We start from the raw sequence: 23026 nt of genomic DNA, 5'->3' as shown, positions 1-23026 counted from the left end.
TTCGCGTACCGTTTCCGCTCATGGGTGTGTCGCAACGGTTGAAGAACAGGGTCCGGCGTTTCCTCCAGCGCCCGGGCACCACGGTCGATCTGGCACCGCTGGAGAAGCTCCTGCCGGCGATCGAGAAGCGCGAGGACGAGCTGGCCGCGCTCGACGACGCCGAGCTGACCGAGGCGGCCGGGAAGGCCGAGAGCTTCACCGACATCTGCGCGGTCGGGCGCGAGGCCGCCAAGCGCGGCCTCGACCAGCGGCCGTACGACGTGCAGCTGCTCGGCGCGATGTCGCTGCTCGCCGGCAAGGTCGCCGAGATGGCCACCGGTGAGGGCAAGACCCTGACCGCCACCATCGCCGCGTACGGCCACGTCCGGCGCGGCAACGGCCCGGTGCACGTGCTGACCGTCAACGACTACCTGGCCCGCCGTGACGCGCAGTGGATGGAGCCGGTCTACACCCTGCTCGGCCTGTCCGTCGGCTGGGTCACCGAGGCGTCCACGCCGGAGGAGCGCAAGGAGGCGTACGCCAGGGACGTCACCTACGTGTCGGTCAGCGAGGCCGGCTTCGACTTCCTGCGCGACCAGCTCGTCACCGACATCGACGACAAGGTCCGGCCGCCGCTGGCGACCGCCATCGTCGACGAGGCCGACTCGATCCTGATCGACGAGGCCCGGGTGCCGATGGTGCTCGCCGGTTCCGTCCCCGGCGAGCAGGACCCGGTGCACTCCGCCGCCGAGCTGGTCAAGGGCCTGCGTTCCGGCAAGCACTACGAGGTGGCCGAGGACGGCCGCAGCGTCGCGTTCACCAGCGAGGGCCTGGCCACCGTCGAGGCCAAGCTCGACGACATCAACCTGTACGCCGACGAGAACGTGGCCCAGCTGTCGGCGGTCAACGTCGCCCTGCACGCCCACGCCCTGCTGCACCGTGACGTCGACTACATCGTCCGCAACGGCGGCGTCGAGCTGGTCGACGAGATGCGTGGCCGGGTCGCCCAGCGGCGCCGCTGGCCGGACGGCCTCCAGGCCGCCGTCGAGGCCAAGGAGGGGCTGAACGCCACCGCCGAGGGCGAGGTGCTGGGCACCATCACCGTCCAGGGCTACATCGCGCTCTACCCGACCGTCTGCGGCATGACCGCGACCGCCGTCCTCGTCGGTGACCAGCTCCGCGAGTTCTTCAAACTCGAGGTGGCGGTCATCCCGCCGAACACCCCGTGCATCCGCGTCGACGAGCCGGACCGCATCTACGCCACCCGGGCGGAGAAGGACGAGGCGCTGATCGACGAGATCGCCCGCTGCCACCAGGAGGGCCGGCCGGTGCTGGTCGGCACCCTCGACGTCAAGGAGTCCGAGGCGCTGGCGAAGGGCCTGGAAGCCGCCGGTGTGCAGTGTGTGGTCCTGAACGCCAAGAACGACGACGAGGAGGCGGCGATCATCGCCGAGGCCGGCGCGTACGGCGCGGTCACCGTCTCCACCCAGATGGCCGGCCGGGGCGTCGACATCCGGCTCGGCGGCAGCGACCAGTCCGACCGGGAGCGGGTCGCCGAACTCGGCGGCCTCTACGTGATGGGCAGCGGCCGGCACGACAGCCGCCGCGTCGACGACCAGCTGCGCGGCCGGGCCGGCCGGCAGGGCGACCCGGGCGCCTCGGTCTTCTTCGTCAGTCTCGAGGACGACCTCGTCGTACGGCATGCCCCGGACGCCGTACCGGCCTCGCCCCGGATGAACGCCGACGGCCTGGTCACCGACGACCAGGTCGACTTCGCCGTCGAGCACGCCCAGCGGATCGCCGAGGGCGTCAACCACGAGATCCACCGCAACACCTGGCGCTACAGCGTGGTGATCGAGCAGCAGCGCAAGGCTCTCGCCGAGCGGCGCGAGCGGCTGCTCACCAGCGAGGTGGCCGCGCTGATGCTGCTCGACCGGTGCCCGGACAAGGCCGGCGACCTCGACGAGGACATCCTGTCCCGGGCGGGCCGGTCGATCGCGCTCTACCACCTCGACCGGCTGTGGGCCGAACACCTCGCCGAGCTGTCCGAGGTACGCGAGGGCGTACACCTGCGGGCGCTCGGCCGCCTCGACCCGCTCGACGAGTTCCACCGGGCGGCGGTACCGGCGTTCAACGCGCTGATGCCGGCGATCGAGGAACGCACCGTGGAGACGTTCGAGGAGACCGAGTTCGGCGACGACTGGGAGCCCGACGAGTCCGAGCTGACCCGTCCCAGCGCCACCTGGACCTACCTGGTCCACGACAACCCGTTCGGATCCGAACTCGACCGGCTCATCGCCGCCGTCGGCCGCCGGCTCACCTCCGGCGGTCGCTGACCGCACCCACCCGCCGGGCCCCTTCCCGCCGCCGTGCGGGGAGGGGCCCGACGCACGTCCGTCATCCGGCCGGGTGATGCCCGAATACACGCTCCGGGCATGCCTGTCCCGTCGCGGGTGGTTTCTGCCACCCTGGCAGGGGTACCGATGGCAACGGCACTGCTGACGGACCTGGGGGAGTGGTCACGGTGGATAGTCGTCTGAAGGTGTCGGGACACCCGATCCAGCCGATGCTGGTGACGTTCCCGCTCGGCCTGTTCGTGTGCGCGACCCTTTTCGACATCGCCGACCTCGGCGGTGGACCGGCGTTCCTCGGCGAGGTCAGCTACTGGATCACGGTGGCCGGGCTGGTCGCCGCGGCCCTCACCGCCGTCGCCGGCATGATCGACCTGTGGGACGTTCCCGCCGGCCCGACCCGCCGTACGGTCGTCACGTTCAACCTCGTCAACGCCGGCATGGCCGCGCTGTTCGTACTGGTGTGCCTGATGCGGGCCGGTACCGCCGACCGGGGCGCCAACGGCGGGCTCGTCGCCGTGGAGCTGCTCGCCCTCGCCGTCGGCGCGTTCGGCGTACGGCTGGGGGCCGTCCTGATGCACAGGTTCGACGAGGCGGCCGACGACGCCACCACCTTCGACGCGCTCCAGCCGACCGCCGAGATCAGCGCCGGCACGATCTACCGCGCCACCGCCCGCTGACCGGTCGGGTCGGGGGTGCGGCGTCCCCCGCGGCCGGACGTCGGCTCAGCGGCGGTGGGGGCGGGGCCAGCCGGCCACCGCGCGGCCGGGCGTCGGCTCAGGCGCGGTGGGGGCGGGGCCAGTCGGCCAGCCGGGACCGCAGTTCGGCGATCGCGGCCGGGGTGAGGCCGTACCGGCCGAAGAGCCGGTCGTCCATTCCGTCGAGGTGGGCGCCGACCCGGGCGACGTCCTCCGGATCGAGGGCTGGATCGGCCCGGTGCCCCAGCGCCAGCAGTTCGGCCAGTTCGTAGCGTTGCAGTGCCGCGGCCGCGTCGATGTAGTCGCGTACCTCACGCCGGTTGACCAGCGCCGCGACCTTGCCGGCCACCAGGTCGTCGATGTGCATGACCGGGCCGAGGTCCATCACCACCGGAGCCCGGTGCCGGTCGAGCCGGCCCAGCGTCAGCCGCAGGTCCCGGCCCTCCCGGCTGACGACCAGGTCGGCCAGGTCGTGGTCGAAGCCGTGGAACAGTTCGCCCAACTCGTTGTCCGGATCCTCGACCCGGACGTCGAAACCGGCGGCGGCGAGCGCGGCCCGTACCTCGTCGCGGGCCGCGCCGACCGGGGCGTCGACGTCGCTGAACAGGTCGATGTCCTCGGTCGGACGGTCGACGACACCGTGCAGGACCAGGGCGAGGCCGCCGCCGAGGGCGAAGCCGTGCCGGCGGGCGACGCCCAGGGCGATCCGGGCGACGTCGGCGAAGATCGGATCCAGCGGCGGAGCGACGGTCACGTCGCGCGGCGCAGCTGGGCGTGCCGGCTCTCCCAGGCCCGGCGGACGCCGCGGGGCAGGTTGAGGGTCGGCCACAGCCGCACCAGGGTATTGCCGTCGAGCCAGCGCCGCAGCTCGTCACCCCGGATCGCCTCGCGCAGCACGTTCTCGTACATCCAGCGCAGCTCGACGGGGTCGTCCAGGTCGAAGGTGCGGTCCGGGGCCCAGAACAGCCGGACGGGCAGCTCGACGGCGCCGCGGACCGGACCGCGCAGCTCGGCGAGGTCGCCGATCACCCGCGCGGCACGACCGGGCCGGGCCGCGTGGACCGCGCCCCCCGGCTGCTGACCCGTGACGACTCCCATGCGTCACAGGGTAGGTCCTGCTTCGCCCGCAACACCACCACGTCGCCTCGATCAAGGTGAACTTGCCCGACAAAACGCCCCAAACCATCCACGACTTCTCCTCGATCGCGGATTTGGGGCCGGTACGCGGGCCGTGGGTCAGTTGGAGACGAGGGCGCGCATGCGGGTGATCTCGGCGGCCTGTTCGGCGGCCACGTCGTTGGCGATCTTCTCGACCTCGACGTCGATGCCGGTCTTCAGGACGTCGGTGGCCATCCTGATCGCGCCCTCATGGTGGCTGATCATCATCGCGACGAACTTCCGGTCGAAGTCGGCGCCCCGGGTGGCGGCGAGGTCACGCATCGCCTCGGGGGTGTGCATGCCGAGCATGCCCTCCGTCCGGTGATCGTGCCCGCCGGCGTCGGCGTCGATGCCACGCGCCTCGAGCCAGGCGCGCATCACCAGGATCTCCGGGGCCTGGCTGGACCGGATGCGGTCGGCGAGCGCGGCGAGGCCCGGGTGCTCGGCCCGGTCGGGGGCCAGCGCCGCCATCTGGAGCGCCTGGGTGTGGTGCGGGATCATCATCCGCAGGAACCAGGTGTCCATCGTGTTGTAGGTCTGCCCCGGCCGGGTCGGCAGCTGGTCGGGTGCGACGACGGCGGCGGACTCGCCCGGCCGACCCGGCACCACGACCGGCACGGCCGGTTCGGTCGGGGTGGGTGGCGCGGTCGCGGTGGGCCGGTCGGCGCGGGGTTCACCGTCGTCGCCGTCACGCAGGAAGCCGGCCGTGATGATGCCGACGACCAGTACGGCGGCGCCCGCGGTGGCGGCGACGGCGCGCCGGTGCGTCGACCTCACGGGCACCTCCGGTGCGGGTCGGGGATCGCCCGGAGTGTATTGGTTCCCGAAAGGTCATCGATGTGACCCACGTCACATCAACTGTCGCTTGTGGTCGGTAAGGTGTCCAGCATCATCTATCCCTTATCCCTGATGAAGGGTGCCGCTATGAACAAACCTTCGTTACCAGGGGCGCGGCAGATCAAGTTCTTCGCGGTGGGGGCCGCGGCCCTCCTGTTCGTCAACCTCGCGGCCGCCGTACCGGGCAACGCGCAGGCGCCGGTCGACCAGTGCGCACCCCTCGTCGGATCGGGTGACGACTTCGCGGAACTGTGTCTGACCGAGGAAGAGCTCACGGCGATGGACACGACCGACGCCGACCTCGGCGTCGACGAGATCGCCAACAGCCGCAACATGCGGCAGATCGCCAACATCCCGAAGCAGGCGCCGTTCAACACGCAGTCCGCACTGGGGACCGACATCGCGTTCCAGGGCCGCTACGCGTTCGTCGGGAACTACGACGGGTTCGTCATCTACGACATCAAGAACCCGCGCTCGCCGAAGATCACCTCACAGGTGCTCTGCCCCGGCGCGCAGAACGACGTCTCGGTCTACGGCGACCTGCTCTTCCTGTCGACCGACGCGTCCCGGAGCGACGACTCCTGCTCCAGCGTCTCCCAGACCGCGAGCAACGCGGCGTCCTGGGAAGGCATCAAGATCTTCGACGTCAAGGACAAGCGCAACCCGCGCTACATCAAGTCCGTCGAGACCAAGTGCGGTTCGCACACCCACACGCTGGTGCCGGGCAAGAACAACCGCGACGTCTACCTGTACGTCTCGTCGTACGGCCCGAACGCGTCGTTCCCCGACTGCCAGCCGCCGCACGACCTGATCTCGATCGTCAAGGTGCCGGTGCGGACCCCGACCGACGCCCACGTCCTGTCGGCCCCGGTGCTCTTCCCGGACGGCGGTAACCCGGGCGGCAACGGCAGCTCGACCACCAGCGGCTGCCACGACATCACGGTCTTCCCGAAGAAGGACCTCGCCGCGGGTGCCTGCATGGGCGACGGCGTGCTCTTCGACATCTCCAACCGCGAGGCGCCGCGGGTGATCCACACCGTCCGCGACACCACCAACTTCGCGTTCTGGCACTCGGCGACGTTCACCAACGACGGCAGCAAGGTGGTCTTCACCGACGAACTCGGTGGCGGCGGCGCGCCGACCTGCAACCCGACCATCGGCCCGACCCGTGGCGCCAACGCGATCTACCACCTCGAGGGGCGCGGCGACAACCGCAAGCTGGTCTTCAAGAACTACTGGAAGATCCCGCGGACCAACGGCCCGACCGAGAACTGCGTGGCGCACAACGGCTCCCTGATCCCCGTTCTCGGCCGCGACATCATGGTCCAGGCCTGGTATCAGGGCGGCATCTCGGTGTGGGACTTCACCGACTCCAGCCGGCCGTTCGAGATCGGCTACTGGGAGCGTGGCCCGGTCGACGCGACCCGCATCGTGACCGGCGGCGCCTGGTCGACGTACTACTACAACGGCTACATCTTCTCCAGCGACATCCAGAAGGGACTGGACGTACTGGAGATCAACGACTGGCGGACCTGGACCGCCAAGCTCCACTGGTTCCCGGAGCTCAACGTCCAGACCCAGCCCGGCTACTGGGACTTCTGACCCACCGGCCCGGACCGCCGAACGGCCCGGCTCCCCGACACAAGGGAGCCGGGCCGTTCCGTCGTGGCGGCGGGCCCTGGGCGGCACCACGCGCCCCGGGCAAGCGTCGATCAGGGACGAGCGTTGATCAAGGAGTAGTCGTGGCCCGAACCGGACGAAGCGGGCACGACTACTCCTTGATCGCGGGGAACACCCGCGGCGCGCCCCGGCGCTCCGGCGCCCCGGCGCCCCGGTGGTACTCAGGTCAGGGGCTGGTGCAGGTGGCCGCCGGGGTCGCGGCCGGGGTGCCGGCGCCCAGGTAGCCGAACGTCACCGACGTACCCGCCGTGAGTGAACCGTTCCAGGCGACGTTCCGGGCGGTCACCGTCGGGCCGGTCTGGGTGACGGTCGCGTTCCAGGCCTGGGTGACCTGTTCGGTGCCGGAGTAGCCGAACCGCACCGTCCAGCCGTTGGTCGGTGTCGTGCCGGCGTTGCGTACGGTCACCTCGGCCTGGAATCCGCCCTGCCACTGGTTGACGATGCGGTGGGTGGCCGTGCATCCGCCGACCGGCGGCGGGGTGGTCGGCGGCGGCGTGGTGGGCGGTGGCGTGGTCGGAGGTGGCGTCGTCGGCGGCGGGGTGGTCGGAGGCGGCGTCGGGGTGACGCCGTCGAGGGCGGCGGTCAGGGCCGGGAGCCACCGGTCGGCGATCCGCCGGTCGCCGGCGGCGTTGGGGTGCACCCCGTCGTAGGTGTCGGTGGCCGTGTTGAACCCGGTCCACTGGTCGACGACCACGACCGGCGACCCGGCCGTGCTCTTCGCCGCGGCCCAGGCCGGGATCGCCGCGTTCAGGGCGACCACCCGCTGCCCGCACTCGCCGCAGGTGGGCGGCGCCATCGGGATGATCTGCGCGACGAGGACGGTCATCGCCGGGTTGCTGGCCCGCATCTGGTCGACGAGCTTGTCGTACGCGGCGACGATGGTCGCCGGCGACACGTTGCTCCAGGCGTCGTTGGTGCCGAAGTGCATCAGCACGATGTCCGGGCGGGTGGCCGACAGCCAGTTGGGCAGTTGGTTCTGGTTGGCGACCGTGGTGACCAGCGCACCCCCGTGTCCCTCGTTGTCGCCGTCGTACGGCACGCCACAGCCCTGGGGGCCGAGCGTGCCGACGAAGTCGACGTCGGTGTGGCCGGTGCTCTGCAACGAGTTCCACAGCATGGCGCGCCAGCAGCCGGGCGAACCGGTGATGGAGTCGCCGAGGGGCATGACGCGCGTCGGTGTCGCGGCGGCCGCGAGGGCGGCGGTGCCGGGTGCGGAACGGGGGTCGGCGGTGCCCGCGACGGCGGGCAGGGCGGCGGTCACGGTGGCGGCGAGGAGGCCGAGCGCGGTGGCGACCGCGGCCGGGATGGTCCGGCGGGTGGGCCTTCGGAGCATGGGGAACCGTCTCCTGTCACGTGGTGGAGAGTGATGACTGACGGCCCGGTGCTCCCGCCGTATTCAATCAGCTGTCGTCGATGATCTCAACGCTCCGGCGCGGGCGGGGTGGCGGTGTGATCCACAACGGGTGAGGATGGTGCCATGGTGGGTGCCGTCGTCTCCAGGCTTGACCTGGGATATTTCGTCCGTCCGGCCGACGAGGTCGGTGGTCCGCAACCCAGGGTGGAGCCGGTGCTGGCATACCTGGTCCGTCGGCCGGAGGGACTGCTGCTCTTCGACACCGGCATCGGGGCCGCCGACCCGGAGACCGAGGCGCACTACCGGCCCCACCGGCGCCCGCTGGCCGGGGCGCTGGCGGTCGCCGGGGCGGCCGTCGACGACGTGTCGCTGGTCGTCAACTGTCACCTGCACTTCGACCACTGTGGCGGCAACCCGCTCTTCGCCGGGCGGCCCATTCTCGTGCGGGCGACCGAACTCGCCGCCGCCCGGGCCGGCGGCTACACGTTCCCGGAACTGGTGGACTTTGCCGGAGCCAGCTACCGGGAGGTCGACGGCGAGGTCGAGGTCTGGCCGGGGGTGTGGCTGATCCCGACTCCCGGGCACACGGCCGGGCACCAGTCGCTGGTGGTCCGTCAGCCGGACGGCACGGTGGTGCTGGCCGGGCAGGCGCACGACTTCGCGTCGCAGTTCGGGTCGGACGAGTTGGCGAGCCGGGCCGCGCGCGAGGGCGTGGCGGCGCCGCTGCCGGACTACCGGCCGTGGGTCGACCGGCTGCTGGAGTTCGATCCGCGGCGGGTGCTCTTCGCGCACGACGGCGCGGTCTGGGAGCCGTCCGGCCGCTGACGGCGGGGGCGGGAACCCCAGCGCATCGGCGGGTTTACATGTATTGACACGCTGCGGCGAAACAGTGAAGACTCCTTACAGAGAGCGCTCTCACGTCCTCGTCAATACGCCGTACCCCCGAAGGGAGTCCGCATGAGACGGACCCTGAGTGCGTTCGCGTCCGCGGCCACGGTCGCCGCCGCGTTGGTGGCGATTCCCGCCGCCCCCGCCGCCGCCGCGCCCGTCGTCGCCCCCGCCCCGGACGTCGCCCCGGTCGTCGTCGCCCCCGTCGACGTACCCGCCCCGATGCTCGCCGCCATGCAGCGCGACCTCAAACTCACCGCCGAACAGGCCAGAGCCAGGCTGGCGGCCGAGGCCGCCGCGCCGGCTCTCGAGCAGCGGCTGCGCGCCAGGCTGGGTACGTCGTACGGCGGTGCGTGGCTGGAGGGCGCCGGCACCCGCCTCGTGGTCGGCGTGACGTCGGCCGCGCACGCCGCCGCCGTACGTGCCGCGGGCGCCGAACCGCGGGTGGTGGCCCGTACCGAGAAGCAGCTCGACGCGACCCGGGCGACGCTGGACGCCAACGCGCGCAAGGCCGGTGCCGCCGTACACGCCTGGTACGTCGACCCGGCCAGCAACAGCGTCGTCGTGGTCGCCGAGGGGGCCGGGGTGGCCGACTCGTTCGTCCGGGCCACGGGCGTCGACGCCGACCGGGTACGGGTCGTCGCCTCGACCGGGGCGCCCCGCACGATGTACGACATCCGGGGCGGCGACCAGTACCTGATCAACGGCAACACGCTGTGTTCGGTCGGGTTCTCGGTGGTCGGCGGGTTCGTGACCGCCGGGCACTGCGGGGGTGTCGGCAGCGGCACCGCCGGATACAACAACGTCGCGCAGGGGACGGTACGTGGCTCGTCGTTCCCCGGCAACGACTACGGCTGGGTGCAGACGAACGCCAACTGGACCCCGCGCCCGTGGGTCAACAACTACGCCGGCGGCAACGTGAGCGTGGCCGGCTCCCAGGAGGCGGCGATCAACGCCTCGGTGTGCCGTTCGGGCCGGACGACCGGCTGGCGCTGCGGTGTGATCCAGGCCAAGAACGTCACGGTCAACTACGCCCAGGGCGCGGTGTACGGGATGACCCGCAGCAACGCCTGCGCCCAGGGTGGCGACTCCGGCGGGGCGTGGATCTCCGGCAACCAGGCGCAGGGTGTGACCTCCGGCGGCTCGGGCAACTGCACGACCGGCGGCACGATGTACTTCCAGCCGGTCAACGAGATCCTCGGCGCGTACGGGCTCACCCTGGTGACCACCGGCGGCGGCAGCACCAGCCGGATCATCGGGTACGCGGACAAGTGCATCGACGTGCCGAACTCCAACGGAACGGACGGCCAGTACCTGCACCTGTGGACGTGCAACGGGACCAACGCGCAGAACTGGACGTTCCCCGGTGACGGCACGATCCGCGCCTTCGGCCTGTGCATGGACGTCGCCTGGGGGTCGACCGCCAACGGTGCGGTGATCCAGTTGGCCCAGTGCAGCGGCAACCCGGCCCAGCAGTTCGTCCTCAGCGGCGCGGGTGACCTGGTCAACCCGCAGGCCAACAAGTGTGTCGACGTGAGCGGCTGGAACTCCAACAACGGGGCCCGGCTGGTCCTGTGGGAGTGCCTCGGCGGCGCCAACCAGAAGTGGCGGCGCGGCTGATCCGGTAGCGGGGCCCCTTCCGCGGTCAGGCGCGGGAGGGGCCTTTCCTCCGTGCTAACTTGGTCGGGTGACCAAGTTAGTCGACCGACCAAGTGAGCGTGGCGACCGGCGACGGGCCGACCTCGTCGACGCCGGCCTCGCCCTGCTCGCCGAATCCGGCTGGCCGGCGGTGACCAGCCGGCTCGTCGCCACCCGCGCCGGCGCCAACGTCGGACTCGTCCACTACCACTTCGGCGGGATGCCCCGGCTCCGGGTCGAGATCGCCCGCCGCGCCACCGATCTGCTCATCCGGCCGGTCGTCGACGAACTGGTCGGCTGCCCCGACACCGGGGCCGCCGTCGACCTGATCCGGGCCGCGGCCGGCCGGCCCGGCGACGACCGGGCGGCCCGGCTCACCGTCGAGATCACCGCCGCGGCCATCCGCGAACCCGAGGTCGGCCAGGTGCTCCGCGAGGCGTTCGCCGACGCCCGGCGCCGGGTCGCCGACTGGCTCGGCGACCTGCGCCCACACTGGACGCCGGCCCGCCGCGCCGCCACCGCGACACTGCTCACCGCCGCCCTCGACGGCCTGCTGCTGCACCGGATGCTCGACCCCGACCTGGCGACCGACGGCGCCGTCGCCACCCTCGCCGCGCTGCTGACGGCCGCCGATGACTGAGTATCCGGCGACCCCGGCCGCCGCGACCGCCCGGGCCGGGACCGCCGAGCCGGCCGCGGCGACCCCGCCCGCGACCGGCGCGACCGGCCGGCCCGGCGCCGGGGGCTGGCTCTTCGGCCCCGGCGCGACCCCGGCCGAGCAGGTGTTCGCCTGGCTGGCCGCCGCGGCCGGCCTGGCCGCCGTCGGCGTCGCCGCCCTCGACCTGGACTGGTCGTGGTGGCGGATGCTGGTCGCCGCCGTCCTCGTCGTGGACCTGGCCGGCGGCGTGGTCGCCAACGGCCTCGACTCCGCCAAGCGCTTCTACCACGGTCCGCCCCCGGCCCACCTGCGGGCGACCGGCCGGTTCCTGCACCACCCGGTCGGCTTCGCGGCCGTGCACGTCCAGCCGGTCGCCATCGGACTGCTCTTCGCCGGCGGGGTGTGGTGGTGGGGGACCCTCTGGTGGGCCGTCGCGCTCGCCGGCACCGTACTGGTGAACCGGCTGCCCGCCCACCTGGCCCGCCCGGCCGCCCTGCTGGTGGTGACCGTCGTGGTCCTCGCCGCGCCGGCGGTGCCGGGCCCGGACGGCTTCTGGTGGCTGCCGGCCGTCCTGACCCTGAAACTGGTGCTCGCGCACGCCGTACCCGAACGGCCGCACCACACTCAGGCGGCCCCGATCATCGCGACGACGTCGACGGTGGGCCGTACGTCGCCGAACGTGCGGTAGATCGTGTGGAGCGTGGCGTTGTGATCCCGGTCCCGCACCGCCGCGTTGGCGTCGGCGACCATGATGACCCGGTATCCCAGGGTGCTGGCGTCCCGCGCGGACGATTCGCAGCAGACGTTGGTGACCGTGCCGGTGATCAGGACCGTGTCGACACCCCGAGCGGCGAGCAGGTCGGGCAGCGGGGACCGGCCCGGGAAGAAGGCGCTCGCCGCGGTCTTCTCGACCAGCAGGTCGCCGTCGTGGATCTCGAACTCGTGCCACAGCCGGTCCCGCAGCGGGCCGGTGCCGCCCGAGCGGCGGAACATCTCGGCGACCCGCGGCCCGTAGAACTCCACGGCCACCGCCGGCTGCCCGTCCGCTCCGGGCAGCACCCAGGCCACCGTTCCGCCGGCCCGCCGCAGGGTGTCGGCGATCCGGCCGATGTTGGGCACCACGCCCCGGCAGTACTCGTTCTCCGTCACGAAGAACGGCACCATGTCGACGACCACGAGTGCCGTCCGGTGTGGATCGAGGTGGCCGAACGCGTGCCGCCGACCGCGCCGCGCCTCCTGCCGGGCGTACTCCCGATCCTCGATCATCCATTCGTGGACCCTGCGCTGCCCGTCGTCCGCCATGGCGGCCGACCCTACCGGCCGCCGCGGCGCAGCGCCCGGGTGCGCCGGCCGCTGGCCCGCCGGGGTGCCCCGGCGGCGGCCGCGAGTACGGCCGCCAGCTCGTCGAAGCCGTCGCGGACCAGACCGGCGGTGACCCGTACGTGGTCGCCGCCGAGCGGCCCGACCTCGAACGGCGTACCGGGGGCGACCGCGATCCCGTGACCGGCCAGGGCGAGCATCGCCACCTGCTGGTCGTGCACGGGCAGCCACATGTTGATGCCGTCGGCGGCCGACGCCCGCACCCCGTACCCGGCCAGGGCGGTGAGCAGCCGGACGCGGCGGCGGGCGTACTCGGCGCGGGCGGCGGCGACCGCCCGGACCGCGTCCGGATCGGTGAGCAGGTCGAGCAGTACGCCCTGGAGCACCCGGCTGGACCAGCCCGGCCCGAGCAGCCGGCGGTCGGCGACCGCGGTCACCACCTGTGCCGGGCCGCCGATCGCGGCGAGCCGCAGGTCGGGGCCGTGCGACTTGGAGAAGCTGCGGACGTGCACGACCCGGTCGGGCAGCCATTCGCCGAGCGACAGCGCCGGTGCCGAGGCGATGTCACCGGCGTGGTCGTCCTCGATGACGGTGAGTCCCGGGTGGGCACGCAGGACGGTGGCCAGTGCGGCGGCCCGCGCCGCCGACATCGAGATCCCGGTCGGGTTCTGCGCCCGTGGTTGCAGGACCAGCGCGGTCGGCTCGTGGGTCAGGGCGGCGGCCAGTGCCGTCGGGTCCAGGCCCTCGTCGTCCAGCGGCACCGGTACGGGCACCGCGCCGACCGACTCGAGCAGGTCGAGCATCGGCGGGAAGGTCGGGTTCTCGACCAGGACGTGGTCGCCGAAGTGGACGGTACGGGCCACGATCCGGTCCAGCGCGTCCAGCGCACCGTCGACGACGGTGAGGCGCTCCGGCGGGTACGGCCACCGTTCGCGCAGCACCTCCTCGAGCCGGGGCAGCACCGGTTCCTCGAGGTAGCTGGGGGTGAGCCGGGTGTCGCCGATGCGGCGCAGCGCGGGGGCGAGGTCGGGCAGCAGGTCGTGGTCGGGCACCCCGGTGGACAGGTCGTGCGGCAGGGTCGCCGGGCTGGCGGTCAGCCGGGCGTACCGCATCCGGTGCCGGGGCCGGATCGGGGCGAGGACGAAGGTGCCGGAGCGGCCCCGGGTCTGGATCGCGCCGGCGCCGGCCAGCGAGCGCCACGCCTCGCTGACCGTGGTGGGGCTGATCCCGAGTTCGCGGGCGACGACGCGGACGGTCGGCAGGCGGGTGCCGGCGGGCAGCGTGCCGTCGCGCACCAGACGGCTCACCGCCGCGGCGATCCCACGGGCGGTACGGTCGTTGACCGCTTCGGCGATGAGCTGCAGCATGTTACTTCTCCGCAATCCGCCGTAACGAATTGGTTATTGTCCACCCGGACTTGTGTCACTAAAGTCCTACGCCATCCGTCCGGAAAACCACAAGGTCCGAAAAAAGCTCCACGCCGACGAGCGCCGCGACGACGCGGCGACGAGGAGGGATTGGCCATGGCGGACATCGTCCGTGCCGCGATCGTGCAGACGAACTGGACCGGCGACAAGGAATCGATGATCAAGGCCCACGAGGAGTACGCCCGCCAGGCGGCCGCCCAGGGTGCCAAGGTCATCTGCTTCCAGGAACTCTTCTACGGCCCGTACTTCTGCCAGGTGCAGGACAAGGAGTTCTACTCGTACGCCGAGTCGGTGCCCGGCCCGACCACCGAGCGGTTCCAGGCTCTCGCCGCCGAGCTGGGCATGGTCATGGTGCTGCCGATGTACGAGCAGGAACAGCCCGGTGTCCTCTACAACACCGCGGCCGTGGTCGACGCCGACGGCAGCTACCTCGGTAAATACCGGAAGACCCACATTCCGCAGGTCAAAGGCTTCTGGGAGAAGTTCTACTTCCGTCCCGGCAACCTCGGATACCCCACCTTCGACACCGCGGTCGGCCGCATCGGCGTCTACATCTGCTACGACCGGCACTTCCCCGAGGGCTGGCGCGCCCTCGGCCTGGCCGGCGCCAAGATCGTGTTCAATCCGTCGGCGACCAGCCGCGGCCTGTCGGCCTACCTGTGGAAACTGGAGCAGCCGGCCAGCGCGGTCGCCAACGAGTACTTCATCGGCGCGATCAACCGCACCGGCGTCGAGGAACTCGGCGACAACGACTTCTACGGCACGTCGTACTTCGTGGACCCGGAGGGCAAGTTCGTCGGCGACGTCGGCGACGACCACAACCCGGAGCTGATCGTGCGCGACCTCGACATGGGGCTGCTCGACGAGGTGCGCGACCGGTGGGCGTTCTACCGCGACCGCCGTCCGGACGCCTACGACAGCCTCGTCAAGCCGTAAGGGAGCCCGCCACCATGACCCTGCTGATCACCGGCGGCACCGTCGTCGGCCCGAGCGGCACGTACCCCGCCGACGTCCTCGTCGAGGGCGAGAAGATCGCCGCGCTGTTCGCCCCCGGCGGCGGCCCCGACGGCGTCGAGACCATCGACGCCACCGGCAGGTACGTCATCCCGGGCGGGATCGACGCGCACACCCACATGGAGCTGCCGTTCGGCGGCACCAACGCCTCCGACACCTTCGACACCGGCACCCGGGCGGCGGCCTTCGGCGGCACCACCACCATCATCGACTTCGCGGTGCAGCGCACCGGCGAGGTGGTGCAGGACGGGCTGGCCGCCTGGCACGCCAAGGCCGAGGGCAACTGCCACGTCGACTACGCCTTCCACATGATCCTCGGCGGCGTCGACGACGACTCGCTCAAGGCCATGGACCAGCTCGTCGCCGACGAGGGCATCTCCAGCTTCAAGCTGTTCATGGCGTACCCGGGGGTGTTCTACTCCGACGACGGCCAGATCCTGCGGGCGATGCAGAAGGCCCGCGACAACGGCGCCATGATCATGATGCACGCGGAGAACGGCATCGCGATCGACGTGCTCGTCCAGCAGGCCCTGGCCCGCGGCGAGACCGACCCGATCCACCACGGACTGACCCGGCCGCAGGCGCTGGAGGCCGAGGCGACCCACCGGGCCATCCGGCTCGCCGAGGTGGCCCAGGACTGCCCGCTCTACATCGTGCACCTGTCGGCCAGCCAGGCCCTCGAACAGGTCGCCGCGGCCCGCGACGCCGGCCGCAACGTCTTCGCCGAGACCTGCCCGCAGTACCTCTACCTGACGCTGGAGGACCAGCTCGGCGCGCCCGGCTTCGAGGGCGCCAAGTGGGTCTGCTCCACCCCGCTGCGCAGCGGGCGGGAACACCACCACCGCGACCTGTGGAAGGGCCTGCGCAGCAACGACCTGGCGATCGTCTCCACCGACCACTGCCCGTTCTGCTTCAAAGACCAGAAGGAGCTGGGCCTCGGCGACTTCTCCAAGATCCCCAACGGGATCGGCGGCGTCGAGCACCGGGTCGACCTGGTCTACCAGGGCGTCGTCGACGGCAAGCTGTCGCTGGAACGCTGGGTCGAGACGATCTCCACCACCCCGGCCCGGATGTTCGGCCTCTACCCGCGCAAGGGCGTCATCGCCCCCGGCTCCGACGCCGACATCGTCCTCTACGACCCGGCCGGCCGCACCCGGATCAGCGTCGAGACCCACCACATGAACATGGACCACTCGGCGTACGAGGGGTACGAGATCGCCGGCAAGGTCGACACCGTGATCTCCCGGGGCACCGTCGTCGTCGCCGACGGCGCCTACCACGGCCGCAGGGGCCACGGCCGCTACCTGCCCCGCGGCCTGTCGTCGTACCTCGTCTGAGCTTGGGGGAGTGAGCACCATGGACATCGGCGTCGTCTTCCAGTGCGACCCGCCCGCCCGCGAGGTCGTCCGGCTGGCCCGGGAGGCCGAGGCGGCCGGCTTCAGTCACGTGTGGACGTTCGACTCGCACCTGCTGTGGCAGGAGCCGTTCGTCATCTACTCGCAGATCCTGGCCGAGACCTCCCGGGTCGTGGTCGGACCGATGGTCACCAACCCCGGCACCCGGGACGTGACGGTGACCGCCTCGCTGTTCGCCACCCTCAACGAGATGTACGGCAACCGCACGATCTGCGGCATCGGCCGGGGCGACTCCGCGCTGCGGACGCTGGGCTACCAGCCGACGACCATCGCCGAGCTGCGCGACAGCGTCAACGTCATCCGCGACCTCGCCAACGGGCGTACCGCCACCTACCGGGGCGCCGAGGTGCACTTCCCGTGGGCGGCCGGCGGTGAGCTGGAGGTGTGGGTCGCGGCGTACGGACCCCGGGCGCTGGCCCTGACCGGTGAGGTCGGGGACGGCTACATCCTCCAGCTCGCCGACCCGGACATCGCCGCCTGGATGATCGCCTCGGTGCGGGCGGCGGCGGAGAAGGCCGGCCGCGACCCGGCCGCGATCAAGTTCTGCGTGGCGGCGCCCGCGTACGTCGGCGCCGACCTGGCCCACCAGCGCGACCAGACCCGCTGGTTCGGCGGCATGGTCGGCAACCACGTCGCCGACATCGTCGCCCGGTACGGCGCCGACGGCGCGGTGCCGCCGGCACTCACCGACTACATCCGGGGCCGGCAGGGCTACGACTACGCCGAGCACGGCCGGGCCGGCAACACCCACGCCGACTTCGTGCCGGACGAGATCGTCGACCGGTTCTGCGTCCTGGGGCCGGTCGAGGCGCACCTGGAGAAGCTGACCGCGTTGCGCGAACTCGGCGTCGACCAGTTCGCGGTCTACCTGCAGCACGACGACAAGGAGCACACCCTCGCCGCGTACGGCGAGCACATCATCCCGGCCCTGCGCGACGCGACGCCGAAGCCCACTCCGGCGGCCGCGTGAGCGAGCGTGGCGAGGTGCCCGCGTGAGCCTGGGAGAAGCCTGGCGGCGTCGGGCGCGGGTGGCGCTCGGCGCGGTCGGGGCGCTGGCGGTCGGAGTCCTGCTCTGGGAGGGCTACAAGGCGGTCGGTGACCCGGACGGCACCGTCGTGGCCGGGGTACGGATCCTGCCGCGGGCCGACGACTCGGCGATGCCGCACGTCGCCGACATCCTCGGCCGGTTCGCCGACCCGGAGCTGGCCGGCGGCGACCCGATCGGCCTGGTCGTGCTGTCGGCGTGCCTGTTCACGCTGCGGTCGGTGGCGGTCGGGTTCGGTCTCGGCGCCGCCGTCGGGCTGCTGCTCGCGGTGCTGATGCAGCGGCTGCGGGTGGTCGAGCGGGGCCTGCTGCCGTACGTGGTGCTGTCGCAGACCGTGCCGCTGATCGCGCTCGCCCCGGTCATCGCCGGCTGGGGCGGCGGGCTGTCGCTGGGCCCGTACCCGTGGCAGCCGTGGATGTCGGTCGCCACGATCGCCTCGTACCTGGCGTTCTTCCCGGTCGCCGTGGGCATGCTGCGCGGGCTCCAGTCGCCGGCGCCGATCGCCGAGGAGCTGATGCACAGCTACGCCGCCGGCTGGTGGCGGACCCTGGTCAAGCTCCGGCTGCCGGCGTCGATGCCGTACCTGTTCCCGGCGCTGCGGCTGGCCGGCGCCGCCGCGGTCGTCGGTGCCGTGGTCGGCGAGATCTCGACCGGCACCCGGGGTGGCATCGGCCGGCTGGTGATCGAGTACTCCCGGGAGGCGACCTCCGACCCGGCGAAGGTGTACACCGCGATGATCGGCGCGGCGCTGCTCGGCCTGGTGGTCGCGGCCGTCGTCGGCGTACTGGAGTTCCTGTTGTCCCGACAGCGGAAGGCTTACCCGTGACCGAGCGCAGCGAGGGAACCGCTGTCGCGCTGACCGGCGTGACGAAGGTGTTCAACGCCGGCCGGCCGGACGAGGTGACCGCCCTGACCGGCGTCGACCTCACCGTCGGGCGGGGCTCCTTCGTCTCGCTGATCGGCCCGTCCGGCTGCGGCAAGTCGACCCTGTTGCGGCTGGTCGCCGACCTGGTCGCGCCGACGACCGGGACGGTGACGGTGGCCGGCAAGCCGGCCCGGGCGGCCCGCCTGGACCAGGAGTACGGCATCGCGTTCCAGCAGGCCGGGCTCTTCGAGTGGCGGACCGTGGCCCGCAACGTGGAACTGCCGCTGGAGCTGCGCGGCACCGGCCGCCGCGAGCGGCGCGCGCGGGCCCGCGAGATGCTCGACCTGGTGGGTCTGGCCGACTTCGCCGACCACTATCCGGCCCAGTTGTCCGGCGGTATGCAGCAGCGGGTCGCGATCGCGCGGGCCCTCGCCGTGCATCCGCCGCTGCTGCTGATGGACGAGCCGTTCGGCGCGCTGGACGAGATGACCCGGGAGCGGCTCCAGGACGAGCTGCTGCGGATCTGCGCCAGCACCGGCACCAGCACCATCTTCGTGACCCACTCGATCCCGGAGGCGGTCTACCTGTCCGACCGGGTGGTGGTGATGTCGGCCCGGCCGGGGCGGATCACCGAGGTGGTCGACGTCGACCTCGGCCCGCGCGGGGAGGCGACCCGGCAGTCCGAGGAGTTCTTCGCCGGCATCACCCGGGTCCGCCGGGCGCTGCGCGGTGGCCCGGCAAAGGGTGGCGTACCCGCCGCGGCCGCGCCGGCGAGCCCGGTGGGGGAGCGGTGACCGGCACCGTCGACCCGGTGGTGGCCGCCGATCCGGCCGCGCCGGTCGCCGCGTCCCGGCGCCGGCGGTCCGGTCGCGGCCTGCCGGCCACGGTCCTGCCGCCGCTGGTGTTCGGCGTCGGCGGGCTGCTGCTCTGGGAGTTGATCGTCGTGGTCGGCCGGGTGGCGCCGTTCATCCTGCCGGCACCGTCGGCGATCGGAAAGGAGTTCTGGACCAACCTTGCCGTCATCTGGCAGGCCGGTCTGGCCAGTGGCACGAACGCCCTGGTCGGCCTGCTCGCCGGCGCTGCGGTCGGCATCCTCGCCGCGATGCTGGCCAGCCGGTTCCGTTTCCTGGGCGAGGTGTCGGTGCCGGTGGCGGCCGCCCTCAACGCGCTGCCGATCATCGCGCTCGCCCCGATCCTCAACAACATGTTCGAGTCCACCAGCAGCATCCCCCGGCGGCTGGTGGTCGCGATCGTGGTGTTCTTCCCCGTGTTCGTGAACACGTCGCGCGGGCTGCGGGTCGTCGACCCGACCCACCGGGAGCTGATGGACAGCTACGCCGTGCGTGGCTGGACCTTCACCCGGCTGGTCCGGCTGCCCGGCGCGCTGCCGTTCGTCTTCACCGGACTGCGCCAGGCTTCCTCCCTGGCGGTCATCGCGGCGGTGGTCGCGGAGTACTTCGGCGGTCTCCAGGACGGCCTCGGTTCCCGGATCACCTCGGCGGCGTCGTTCACCGCGTACCCGCGTGCCTGGGCCTTCGTGGTCGGTGCGTGCGTACTCGGGCTCGTCTTCTATCTCGTCGCACTCGGCCTGGAACGTCTCGCGACGCCGTGGCGCGCGCGGCGGTCCGGTTGAGCGGACCCGCTCCGCACCTGTCCGCCCGGCCGGCCACCCCCGGCGGCCGGCGGTCGACCCCCCAACAGTCGGAGGACCGATGAGAACCAACACCCGGCGCCTGGTCGCCGGTCTACTGATGTGCGCCGTACTGGCCGGTTGCGGTACGGCCGACAACGGCACCGCGGCACCCACCACGAGCGGTGGCGTGACCAAGGTCAGGCTCCAGTTGCAGTGGTTCGTGCAGGCCCAGTTCGCCGGTTACATCGCCGCCGTCGACCGCGGCTTCTACACCGAGGAGGGGCTCGACGTCGAGATCCTCGAGGGCGGTGTCGACATCGTGCCGCAGACCGTCCTCGCCCAGGGCAACGCCGACTTCGCGGTGGCCTGGGTGCCCAAGGCGCTGGCCTCGCGCGAGCAGGGTGCCGGCATCACCAACATCGGCCAGATCTTCCAGCGGTCCGGCACCTACCAGGTCAGCTTCGCCGACCGGAACATCCGTACGCCGGCCGACCTGAAGGGCAAGAAGGTCGGCAACTGGGGCTTCGGCAACGAGTTCGAGCTGTTCGCCGGCATGACCAAGGCCGGGCTCGACCCGGGCCGGGACGTCACGCTGGTGCAGCAGCAGTTCGACATGCAGGCGCTGCTGCGCGGCGACATCGACGCCGCACAGGCGATGAGCTACAACGAGTACGCCCAGTTGCTGGAGGCGAAGGATCCGGCTACCGGGCAGCTCTACCAGCCGTCGGCGTTCACGGTGCTGGACTGGAACGTGGTCGGTACGGCGATGCTCCAGGACGCGCTGTGGGCGAATACGGCCCGGCTGGAGGACGCGTCCTACCAGGACGTCGCGGTCCGGTTCCTCAGCGCGACGATCAAGGGCTGGGCGTACTGCCGGGACAACCCGGAGCAGTGCCGGGACATGGTCGTGGCCAAGGGCGCCAAGCTGGGCGCGAGCCACCAGCTGTGGCAGACGAACGAGGTCAACAAGCTGGTGTGGCCGGCACCGAACGGCATCGGTGTCATCGACGAGGCGGCCTGGAACGCGACCGTCGACCTGTCGCTGACCACCCGCAACCAGGATGGCCAGACGGTGCTGACGAAGCAGCCCGAGGGACTGGCGTACACCAACGACTACGTGCGCCGGGCGCTCGACGCGGTGCGGGCGGACGGGGTCGACGTGACCGGCGCCGGCTTCCAGCCGCTGACGGTGACGCTGCAGGAGGGCGGCTCCTAGCCGGCCCGTACCGAACGAGGGTGGCCGCCGTCCGGCGGCCACCCTCTTGCGTCCCATCCTGTGGAATTACCTATCAAACCTATAGGTTTTCTGGGCTAGTCTGGTGTGCGGTTGCAAGGCACGAGAACCGCGAGGACCCATGACTCTCACCTCCCCGGCCCGGGGCGACCTGCACGCGGTCGCCCGGCGTTACGCGGCCGACCCGGCGTCCTGGCCGGTACGACCCCACTTCGACCCGGTCGACCGCTGGTACAGCCGGCTCGCCGTCGCCGACGACCACGAGGTCTGGTTGCTGACCTGGCTTCCCGGGCAGCACACCGACCTGCACGACCACGGCGGCTCGTCAGGCGCCTTCGTCGTGGTGTCGGGCACCCTGACCGAGGAGGTCGTCGCCGGCGGCCGGCTGCGGCCCGCCAGTCTGCGAACGGGTACGGGCCGCCGGTTCGGCGCGCACCACGTGCACCGGGTCGCCAACCGCGACGACGAGCCGGCCGTCAGCCTGCACGTGTACGGGCCGGCCCTGCGCACCATGACCCGCTACCGGCTCGACGGCGGCCGGCTGCGGGTGGCCGAGGTGGAGACGGCCGGCGTCTCCTGGTGACGGTGACGACAGCCCGCGAGAAAGGTTCAGACACAGTGAGCGTCCGGCAGAAGACCCCCGACCTGAGCTGTCCGGCCCGGCCGCCGGCCGGTGCCCGCGGCATCGACCAGATCCTCGAACAGGCCCGGACCCGGTTGCACCGGATGGACCCGGAGACCGCCCACCTCGCCCACCGCGGCGGTGCGGTCCTCGTCGACATCCGGCCGGCCGCCCAACGGGCCGCCAACGGCACGATCCCCGGCGCGCTCCTCGTCGAGCGCAACGTCCTGGAGTGGCGCTTCGATCCGCGCAGCGGCGCCCGGCTGCCGGTCGCCGACCGCTACGACCTGCCGGTGGTGATCTTCTGTCAGGAGGGCTACACGTCCTCACTGGCCGCCGCCTCCCTTCAGGACCTCGGGCTGCACCTGGCCACCGACATCGCCGGCGGGTTCGCCGCCTGGCGGCTCGCCGGACTGCCGGCCTTCGGCCCCACCGACATCTACGCCCACTTAACCGTCGCACCCACGGCGACCGCCGCACGGGTGAACACCTGACCTGCCGCGCGATCCCGCGAGCGGTCACCAGCACCGAGGAGGACCCATGACGGTCACCGCGATCTCCCCACGCGGAACCCAGCTGCCCGGCCATCCCCGTTCCGCGCTGTCCCGGCGCCGCCCGTCGGCACCGCCGGACGCGCCGTCGTACCGGGACCGGGGCACCTCGGCGGCACTGACCGTGACGGTCGACATCAGTCTCGGCACCGGCGGGCCCTCACCGGAGGCGACCCAACTGCTGGAGATGGTCCGGGACCTGGTCGAGCGCGGCGGCGGCACGGTGACCGTGTCGCCGTACCCGCAGGACGGGCCGGCCGGCGCCCTCCTGCCGTACCCGGTGGCCCGCCCCGAGGACGAGGTCGCGGCCGCCGCCGCGCCGGAGCCCGCCGACGACGACCCGGAGGTGCTGCGGGTCTTCGCCTCGTCGCGGGTGGTGACCCGGGCCGGTGCGGAGGTGCCGCTGACCCGGCTCGAGTTCGACCTGCTGCTGTTCCTCGCCGAGCACCCGCGCCGGGTCTTCACCCGGCTCCAGCTGCTCAACAGCGTGTGGGGCTACGACCATGCCGTGGCCCGTACCGTCGACGTGCACGTCCGCCGGCTGCGCGCCAAGATCGGCGAGCGGGTGCCGCTGGTGACGACCGTCTACGGGGTGGGCTACCGCCTCGCCGACGAGGCCCGGGTGCACATCCAGCACGGCGGGTGAACCCGGTCTCCCA

23 protein-coding genes are annotated in these 23026 nt (G+C 72.1%); 17 read left to right on the top strand and 6 right to left on the bottom strand.

The window, feature by feature from the left end; translation table 11 throughout:
• Positions 1 to 20: 20 nt before the first annotated feature.
• Both secA2 and Prubr_RS33870 read left to right on the top strand, forming a co-directional pair.
• Positions 21 to 2315, top strand: a complete 2295-nt coding sequence (secA2, locus tag Prubr_RS33875; RefSeq protein WP_212819462.1) for an accessory Sec system translocase SecA2 — start codon at positions 21 to 23, stop codon at positions 2313 to 2315.
• 188 nt (positions 2316 to 2503) lie between these two features.
• Positions 2504 to 3010, top strand: coding sequence for a DUF2231 domain-containing protein (locus Prubr_RS33870; protein WP_212819460.1), 507 nt, complete (start codon positions 2504 to 2506; stop codon positions 3008 to 3010).
• 97 nt (positions 3011 to 3107) lie between these two features.
• Here Prubr_RS33870 and Prubr_RS33865 read toward each other — a convergent pair whose 3' ends face one another.
• From Prubr_RS33865 to Prubr_RS33855, 3 genes are all read right to left on the bottom strand, one after another.
• Entirely contained in the window at positions 3108 to 3782 is a 675-nt protein-coding gene (locus tag Prubr_RS33865) for a nucleotidyl transferase AbiEii/AbiGii toxin family protein (RefSeq protein WP_246568017.1), read from the bottom strand.
• Positions 3779 to 4126: a hypothetical protein gene (locus Prubr_RS33860; RefSeq protein ID WP_212819458.1), complete on the bottom strand. Its 348-nt coding sequence runs from the start codon at positions 4124 to 4126 to the stop codon at positions 3779 to 3781. Before Prubr_RS33860 ends, Prubr_RS33865 begins: the two co-directional genes overlap by 4 nt.
• Before the next feature lie 138 nt (positions 4127 to 4264).
• Entirely contained in the window at positions 4265 to 4963 is a 699-nt protein-coding gene (locus Prubr_RS33855) for a DUF305 domain-containing protein (protein ID WP_212819456.1), read from the bottom strand.
• A gap of 147 nt (positions 4964 to 5110) precedes the next feature.
• Here Prubr_RS33855 and Prubr_RS33850 point away from each other — a divergent pair, with 147 nt between their 5' ends.
• Positions 5111 to 6625 (top strand): LVIVD repeat-containing protein, encoded by a 1515-nt coding sequence (locus Prubr_RS33850; protein ID WP_212819454.1) that lies wholly within the window; start codon positions 5111 to 5113, stop codon positions 6623 to 6625.
• A 244-nt stretch (positions 6626 to 6869) separates the two neighbouring features.
• Here the strand turns inward: Prubr_RS33850 and Prubr_RS33845 are convergent, their stop codons facing one another.
• On the bottom strand, positions 6870 to 8036 hold the full coding sequence (locus tag Prubr_RS33845) for a cellulose binding domain-containing protein (RefSeq protein WP_212819452.1): 1167 nt from the start codon (positions 8034 to 8036) through the stop codon (positions 6870 to 6872).
• 144 nt (positions 8037 to 8180) lie between these two features.
• On the opposite strand from Prubr_RS33845, the gene Prubr_RS33840 reads away from it, so the two are divergent.
• The 4 genes from Prubr_RS33840 (at position 8181) to Prubr_RS33825 (ending at position 11929) form a co-directional block, all read left to right on the top strand.
• A complete protein-coding gene (locus Prubr_RS33840; RefSeq protein ID WP_212819450.1) occupies positions 8181 to 8882 on the top strand; it encodes an N-acyl homoserine lactonase family protein in 702 nt (233 codons plus the stop codon).
• A gap of 132 nt (positions 8883 to 9014) precedes the next feature.
• Positions 9015 to 10565: a ricin-type beta-trefoil lectin domain protein gene (locus tag Prubr_RS33835; RefSeq protein WP_212819448.1), complete on the top strand. Its 1551-nt coding sequence runs from the start codon at positions 9015 to 9017 to the stop codon at positions 10563 to 10565.
• A 67-nt stretch (positions 10566 to 10632) separates the two neighbouring features.
• Positions 10633 to 11223, top strand: coding sequence for a TetR/AcrR family transcriptional regulator (locus Prubr_RS33830; protein WP_212819446.1), 591 nt, complete (start codon positions 10633 to 10635; stop codon positions 11221 to 11223).
• Positions 11216 to 11929, top strand: coding sequence for a hypothetical protein (locus Prubr_RS33825; RefSeq protein WP_212819444.1), 714 nt, complete (start codon positions 11216 to 11218; stop codon positions 11927 to 11929). Before Prubr_RS33830 ends, Prubr_RS33825 begins: the two co-directional genes overlap by 8 nt.
• On the opposite strand, the gene Prubr_RS33820 is transcribed toward Prubr_RS33825, so the two are convergent.
• Together Prubr_RS33820 and Prubr_RS33815 are read right to left on the bottom strand one after the other, a co-directional pair.
• A complete protein-coding gene (locus tag Prubr_RS33820) occupies positions 11866 to 12543 on the bottom strand; it encodes a cysteine hydrolase family protein (protein ID WP_212819442.1) in 678 nt (225 codons plus the stop codon). The two genes, Prubr_RS33825 and Prubr_RS33820, sit on opposite strands and share 64 nt — an antisense overlap.
• Positions 12544 to 12554: 11 nt before the next feature.
• A complete protein-coding gene (locus Prubr_RS33815; RefSeq protein ID WP_212819440.1) occupies positions 12555 to 13928 on the bottom strand; it encodes an aminotransferase-like domain-containing protein in 1374 nt (457 codons plus the stop codon).
• Between the two features lie 156 nt (positions 13929 to 14084).
• Here Prubr_RS33815 and Prubr_RS33810 point away from each other — a divergent pair, with 156 nt between their 5' ends.
• The 10 genes from Prubr_RS33810 to Prubr_RS33765 all read left to right on the top strand — a co-directional run bounded on the left by Prubr_RS33810 (position 14085) and on the right by Prubr_RS33765 (position 23013).
• A complete protein-coding gene (locus Prubr_RS33810; protein ID WP_212819438.1) occupies positions 14085 to 14924 on the top strand; it encodes a nitrilase-related carbon-nitrogen hydrolase in 840 nt (279 codons plus the stop codon).
• Between the two features lie 14 nt (positions 14925 to 14938).
• The gene (gene hydA, locus Prubr_RS33805; protein ID WP_212819436.1) at positions 14939 to 16339 is read left to right on the top strand and encodes a dihydropyrimidinase; all 1401 of its coding nucleotides are present in this window, start codon (positions 14939 to 14941) and stop codon (positions 16337 to 16339) included.
• Between the two features lie 19 nt (positions 16340 to 16358).
• Positions 16359 to 17387, top strand: a complete 1029-nt coding sequence (locus tag Prubr_RS33800) for a TIGR03842 family LLM class F420-dependent oxidoreductase (RefSeq protein ID WP_212828861.1) — start codon at positions 16359 to 16361, stop codon at positions 17385 to 17387.
• 22 nt (positions 17388 to 17409) lie between these two features.
• Positions 17410 to 18288, top strand: coding sequence for an ABC transporter permease (locus Prubr_RS33795; RefSeq protein WP_246568016.1), 879 nt, complete (start codon positions 17410 to 17412; stop codon positions 18286 to 18288).
• Positions 18285 to 19121 carry an ABC transporter ATP-binding protein gene (locus Prubr_RS33790; protein WP_212819434.1) on the top strand — a complete coding sequence of 279 codons (837 nt, stop codon included), beginning with the start codon at positions 18285 to 18287 and terminating at the stop codon, positions 19119 to 19121. Before Prubr_RS33795 ends, Prubr_RS33790 begins: the two co-directional genes overlap by 4 nt.
• A complete protein-coding gene (locus tag Prubr_RS33785; protein ID WP_246568015.1) occupies positions 19118 to 19960 on the top strand; it encodes an ABC transporter permease in 843 nt (280 codons plus the stop codon). The genes Prubr_RS33790 and Prubr_RS33785 overlap by 4 nt, the downstream gene beginning before the upstream one ends.
• Positions 19961 to 20039: 79 nt before the next feature.
• Complete coding sequence (locus tag Prubr_RS33780; protein ID WP_212819432.1) at positions 20040 to 21176, top strand: ABC transporter substrate-binding protein; 1137 nt, start codon at positions 20040 to 20042, stop codon at positions 21174 to 21176.
• A gap of 139 nt (positions 21177 to 21315) precedes the next feature.
• Entirely contained in the window at positions 21316 to 21777 is a 462-nt protein-coding gene (locus Prubr_RS33775) for a cysteine dioxygenase (RefSeq protein ID WP_212819429.1), read from the top strand.
• A gap of 35 nt (positions 21778 to 21812) precedes the next feature.
• Positions 21813 to 22310 (top strand): rhodanese-like domain-containing protein, encoded by a 498-nt coding sequence (locus Prubr_RS33770; protein WP_343221557.1) that lies wholly within the window; start codon positions 21813 to 21815, stop codon positions 22308 to 22310.
• A gap of 46 nt (positions 22311 to 22356) precedes the next feature.
• Entirely contained in the window at positions 22357 to 23013 is a 657-nt protein-coding gene (locus Prubr_RS33765; RefSeq protein ID WP_212819427.1) for a winged helix-turn-helix domain-containing protein, read from the top strand.
• The last annotated feature ends 13 nt before the right edge of the window (positions 23014 to 23026 follow it).

Origin of the sequence: Polymorphospora rubra, from assembly GCF_018324255.1 — a bacterium.
In the GTDB taxonomy this organism is placed as follows: Bacteria; Actinomycetota; Actinomycetes; order Mycobacteriales; family Micromonosporaceae; genus Polymorphospora; species Polymorphospora rubra.
This window is presented reverse-complemented; position numbering and strand designations above follow the sequence as displayed.

Excerpts from the sequence above, each read along its gene's own strand:
- secA2 (WP_212819462.1), top strand. The coding sequence starts at position 21 with ATGGGTGTGTCGCAACGGTTGAAGAACAGGGTCCGGCGTTTCCTCCAG.
- Prubr_RS33860 (WP_212819458.1), bottom strand. The coding sequence starts at position 4,126 with ATGGGAGTCGTCACGGGTCAGCAGCCGGGGGGCGCGGTCCACGCGGCC.
- Prubr_RS33850 (WP_212819454.1), top strand. The coding sequence starts at position 5,111 with ATGAACAAACCTTCGTTACCAGGGGCGCGGCAGATCAAGTTCTTCGCG.
- Prubr_RS33845 (WP_212819452.1), bottom strand. The coding sequence starts at position 8,036 with ATGCTCCGAAGGCCCACCCGCCGGACCATCCCGGCCGCGGTCGCCACC.
- Prubr_RS33840 (WP_212819450.1), top strand. The coding sequence starts at position 8,181 with ATGGTGGGTGCCGTCGTCTCCAGGCTTGACCTGGGATATTTCGTCCGT.
- Prubr_RS33835 (WP_212819448.1), top strand. The coding sequence starts at position 9,015 with ATGAGACGGACCCTGAGTGCGTTCGCGTCCGCGGCCACGGTCGCCGCC.
- Prubr_RS33825 (WP_212819444.1), top strand. The coding sequence starts at position 11,216 with ATGACTGAGTATCCGGCGACCCCGGCCGCCGCGACCGCCCGGGCCGGG.
- Prubr_RS33820 (WP_212819442.1), bottom strand. The coding sequence starts at position 12,543 with ATGGCGGACGACGGGCAGCGCAGGGTCCACGAATGGATGATCGAGGAT.
- Prubr_RS33815 (WP_212819440.1), bottom strand. The coding sequence starts at position 13,928 with ATGCTGCAGCTCATCGCCGAAGCGGTCAACGACCGTACCGCCCGTGGG.
- Prubr_RS33810 (WP_212819438.1), top strand. The coding sequence starts at position 14,085 with ATGGCGGACATCGTCCGTGCCGCGATCGTGCAGACGAACTGGACCGGC.
- hydA (WP_212819436.1), top strand. The coding sequence starts at position 14,939 with ATGACCCTGCTGATCACCGGCGGCACCGTCGTCGGCCCGAGCGGCACG.
- Prubr_RS33800 (WP_212828861.1), top strand. The coding sequence starts at position 16,359 with ATGGACATCGGCGTCGTCTTCCAGTGCGACCCGCCCGCCCGCGAGGTC.
- Prubr_RS33780 (WP_212819432.1), top strand. The coding sequence starts at position 20,040 with ATGAGAACCAACACCCGGCGCCTGGTCGCCGGTCTACTGATGTGCGCC.
- Prubr_RS33775 (WP_212819429.1), top strand. The coding sequence starts at position 21,316 with ATGACTCTCACCTCCCCGGCCCGGGGCGACCTGCACGCGGTCGCCCGG.
- Prubr_RS33765 (WP_212819427.1), top strand. The coding sequence starts at position 22,357 with ATGACGGTCACCGCGATCTCCCCACGCGGAACCCAGCTGCCCGGCCAT.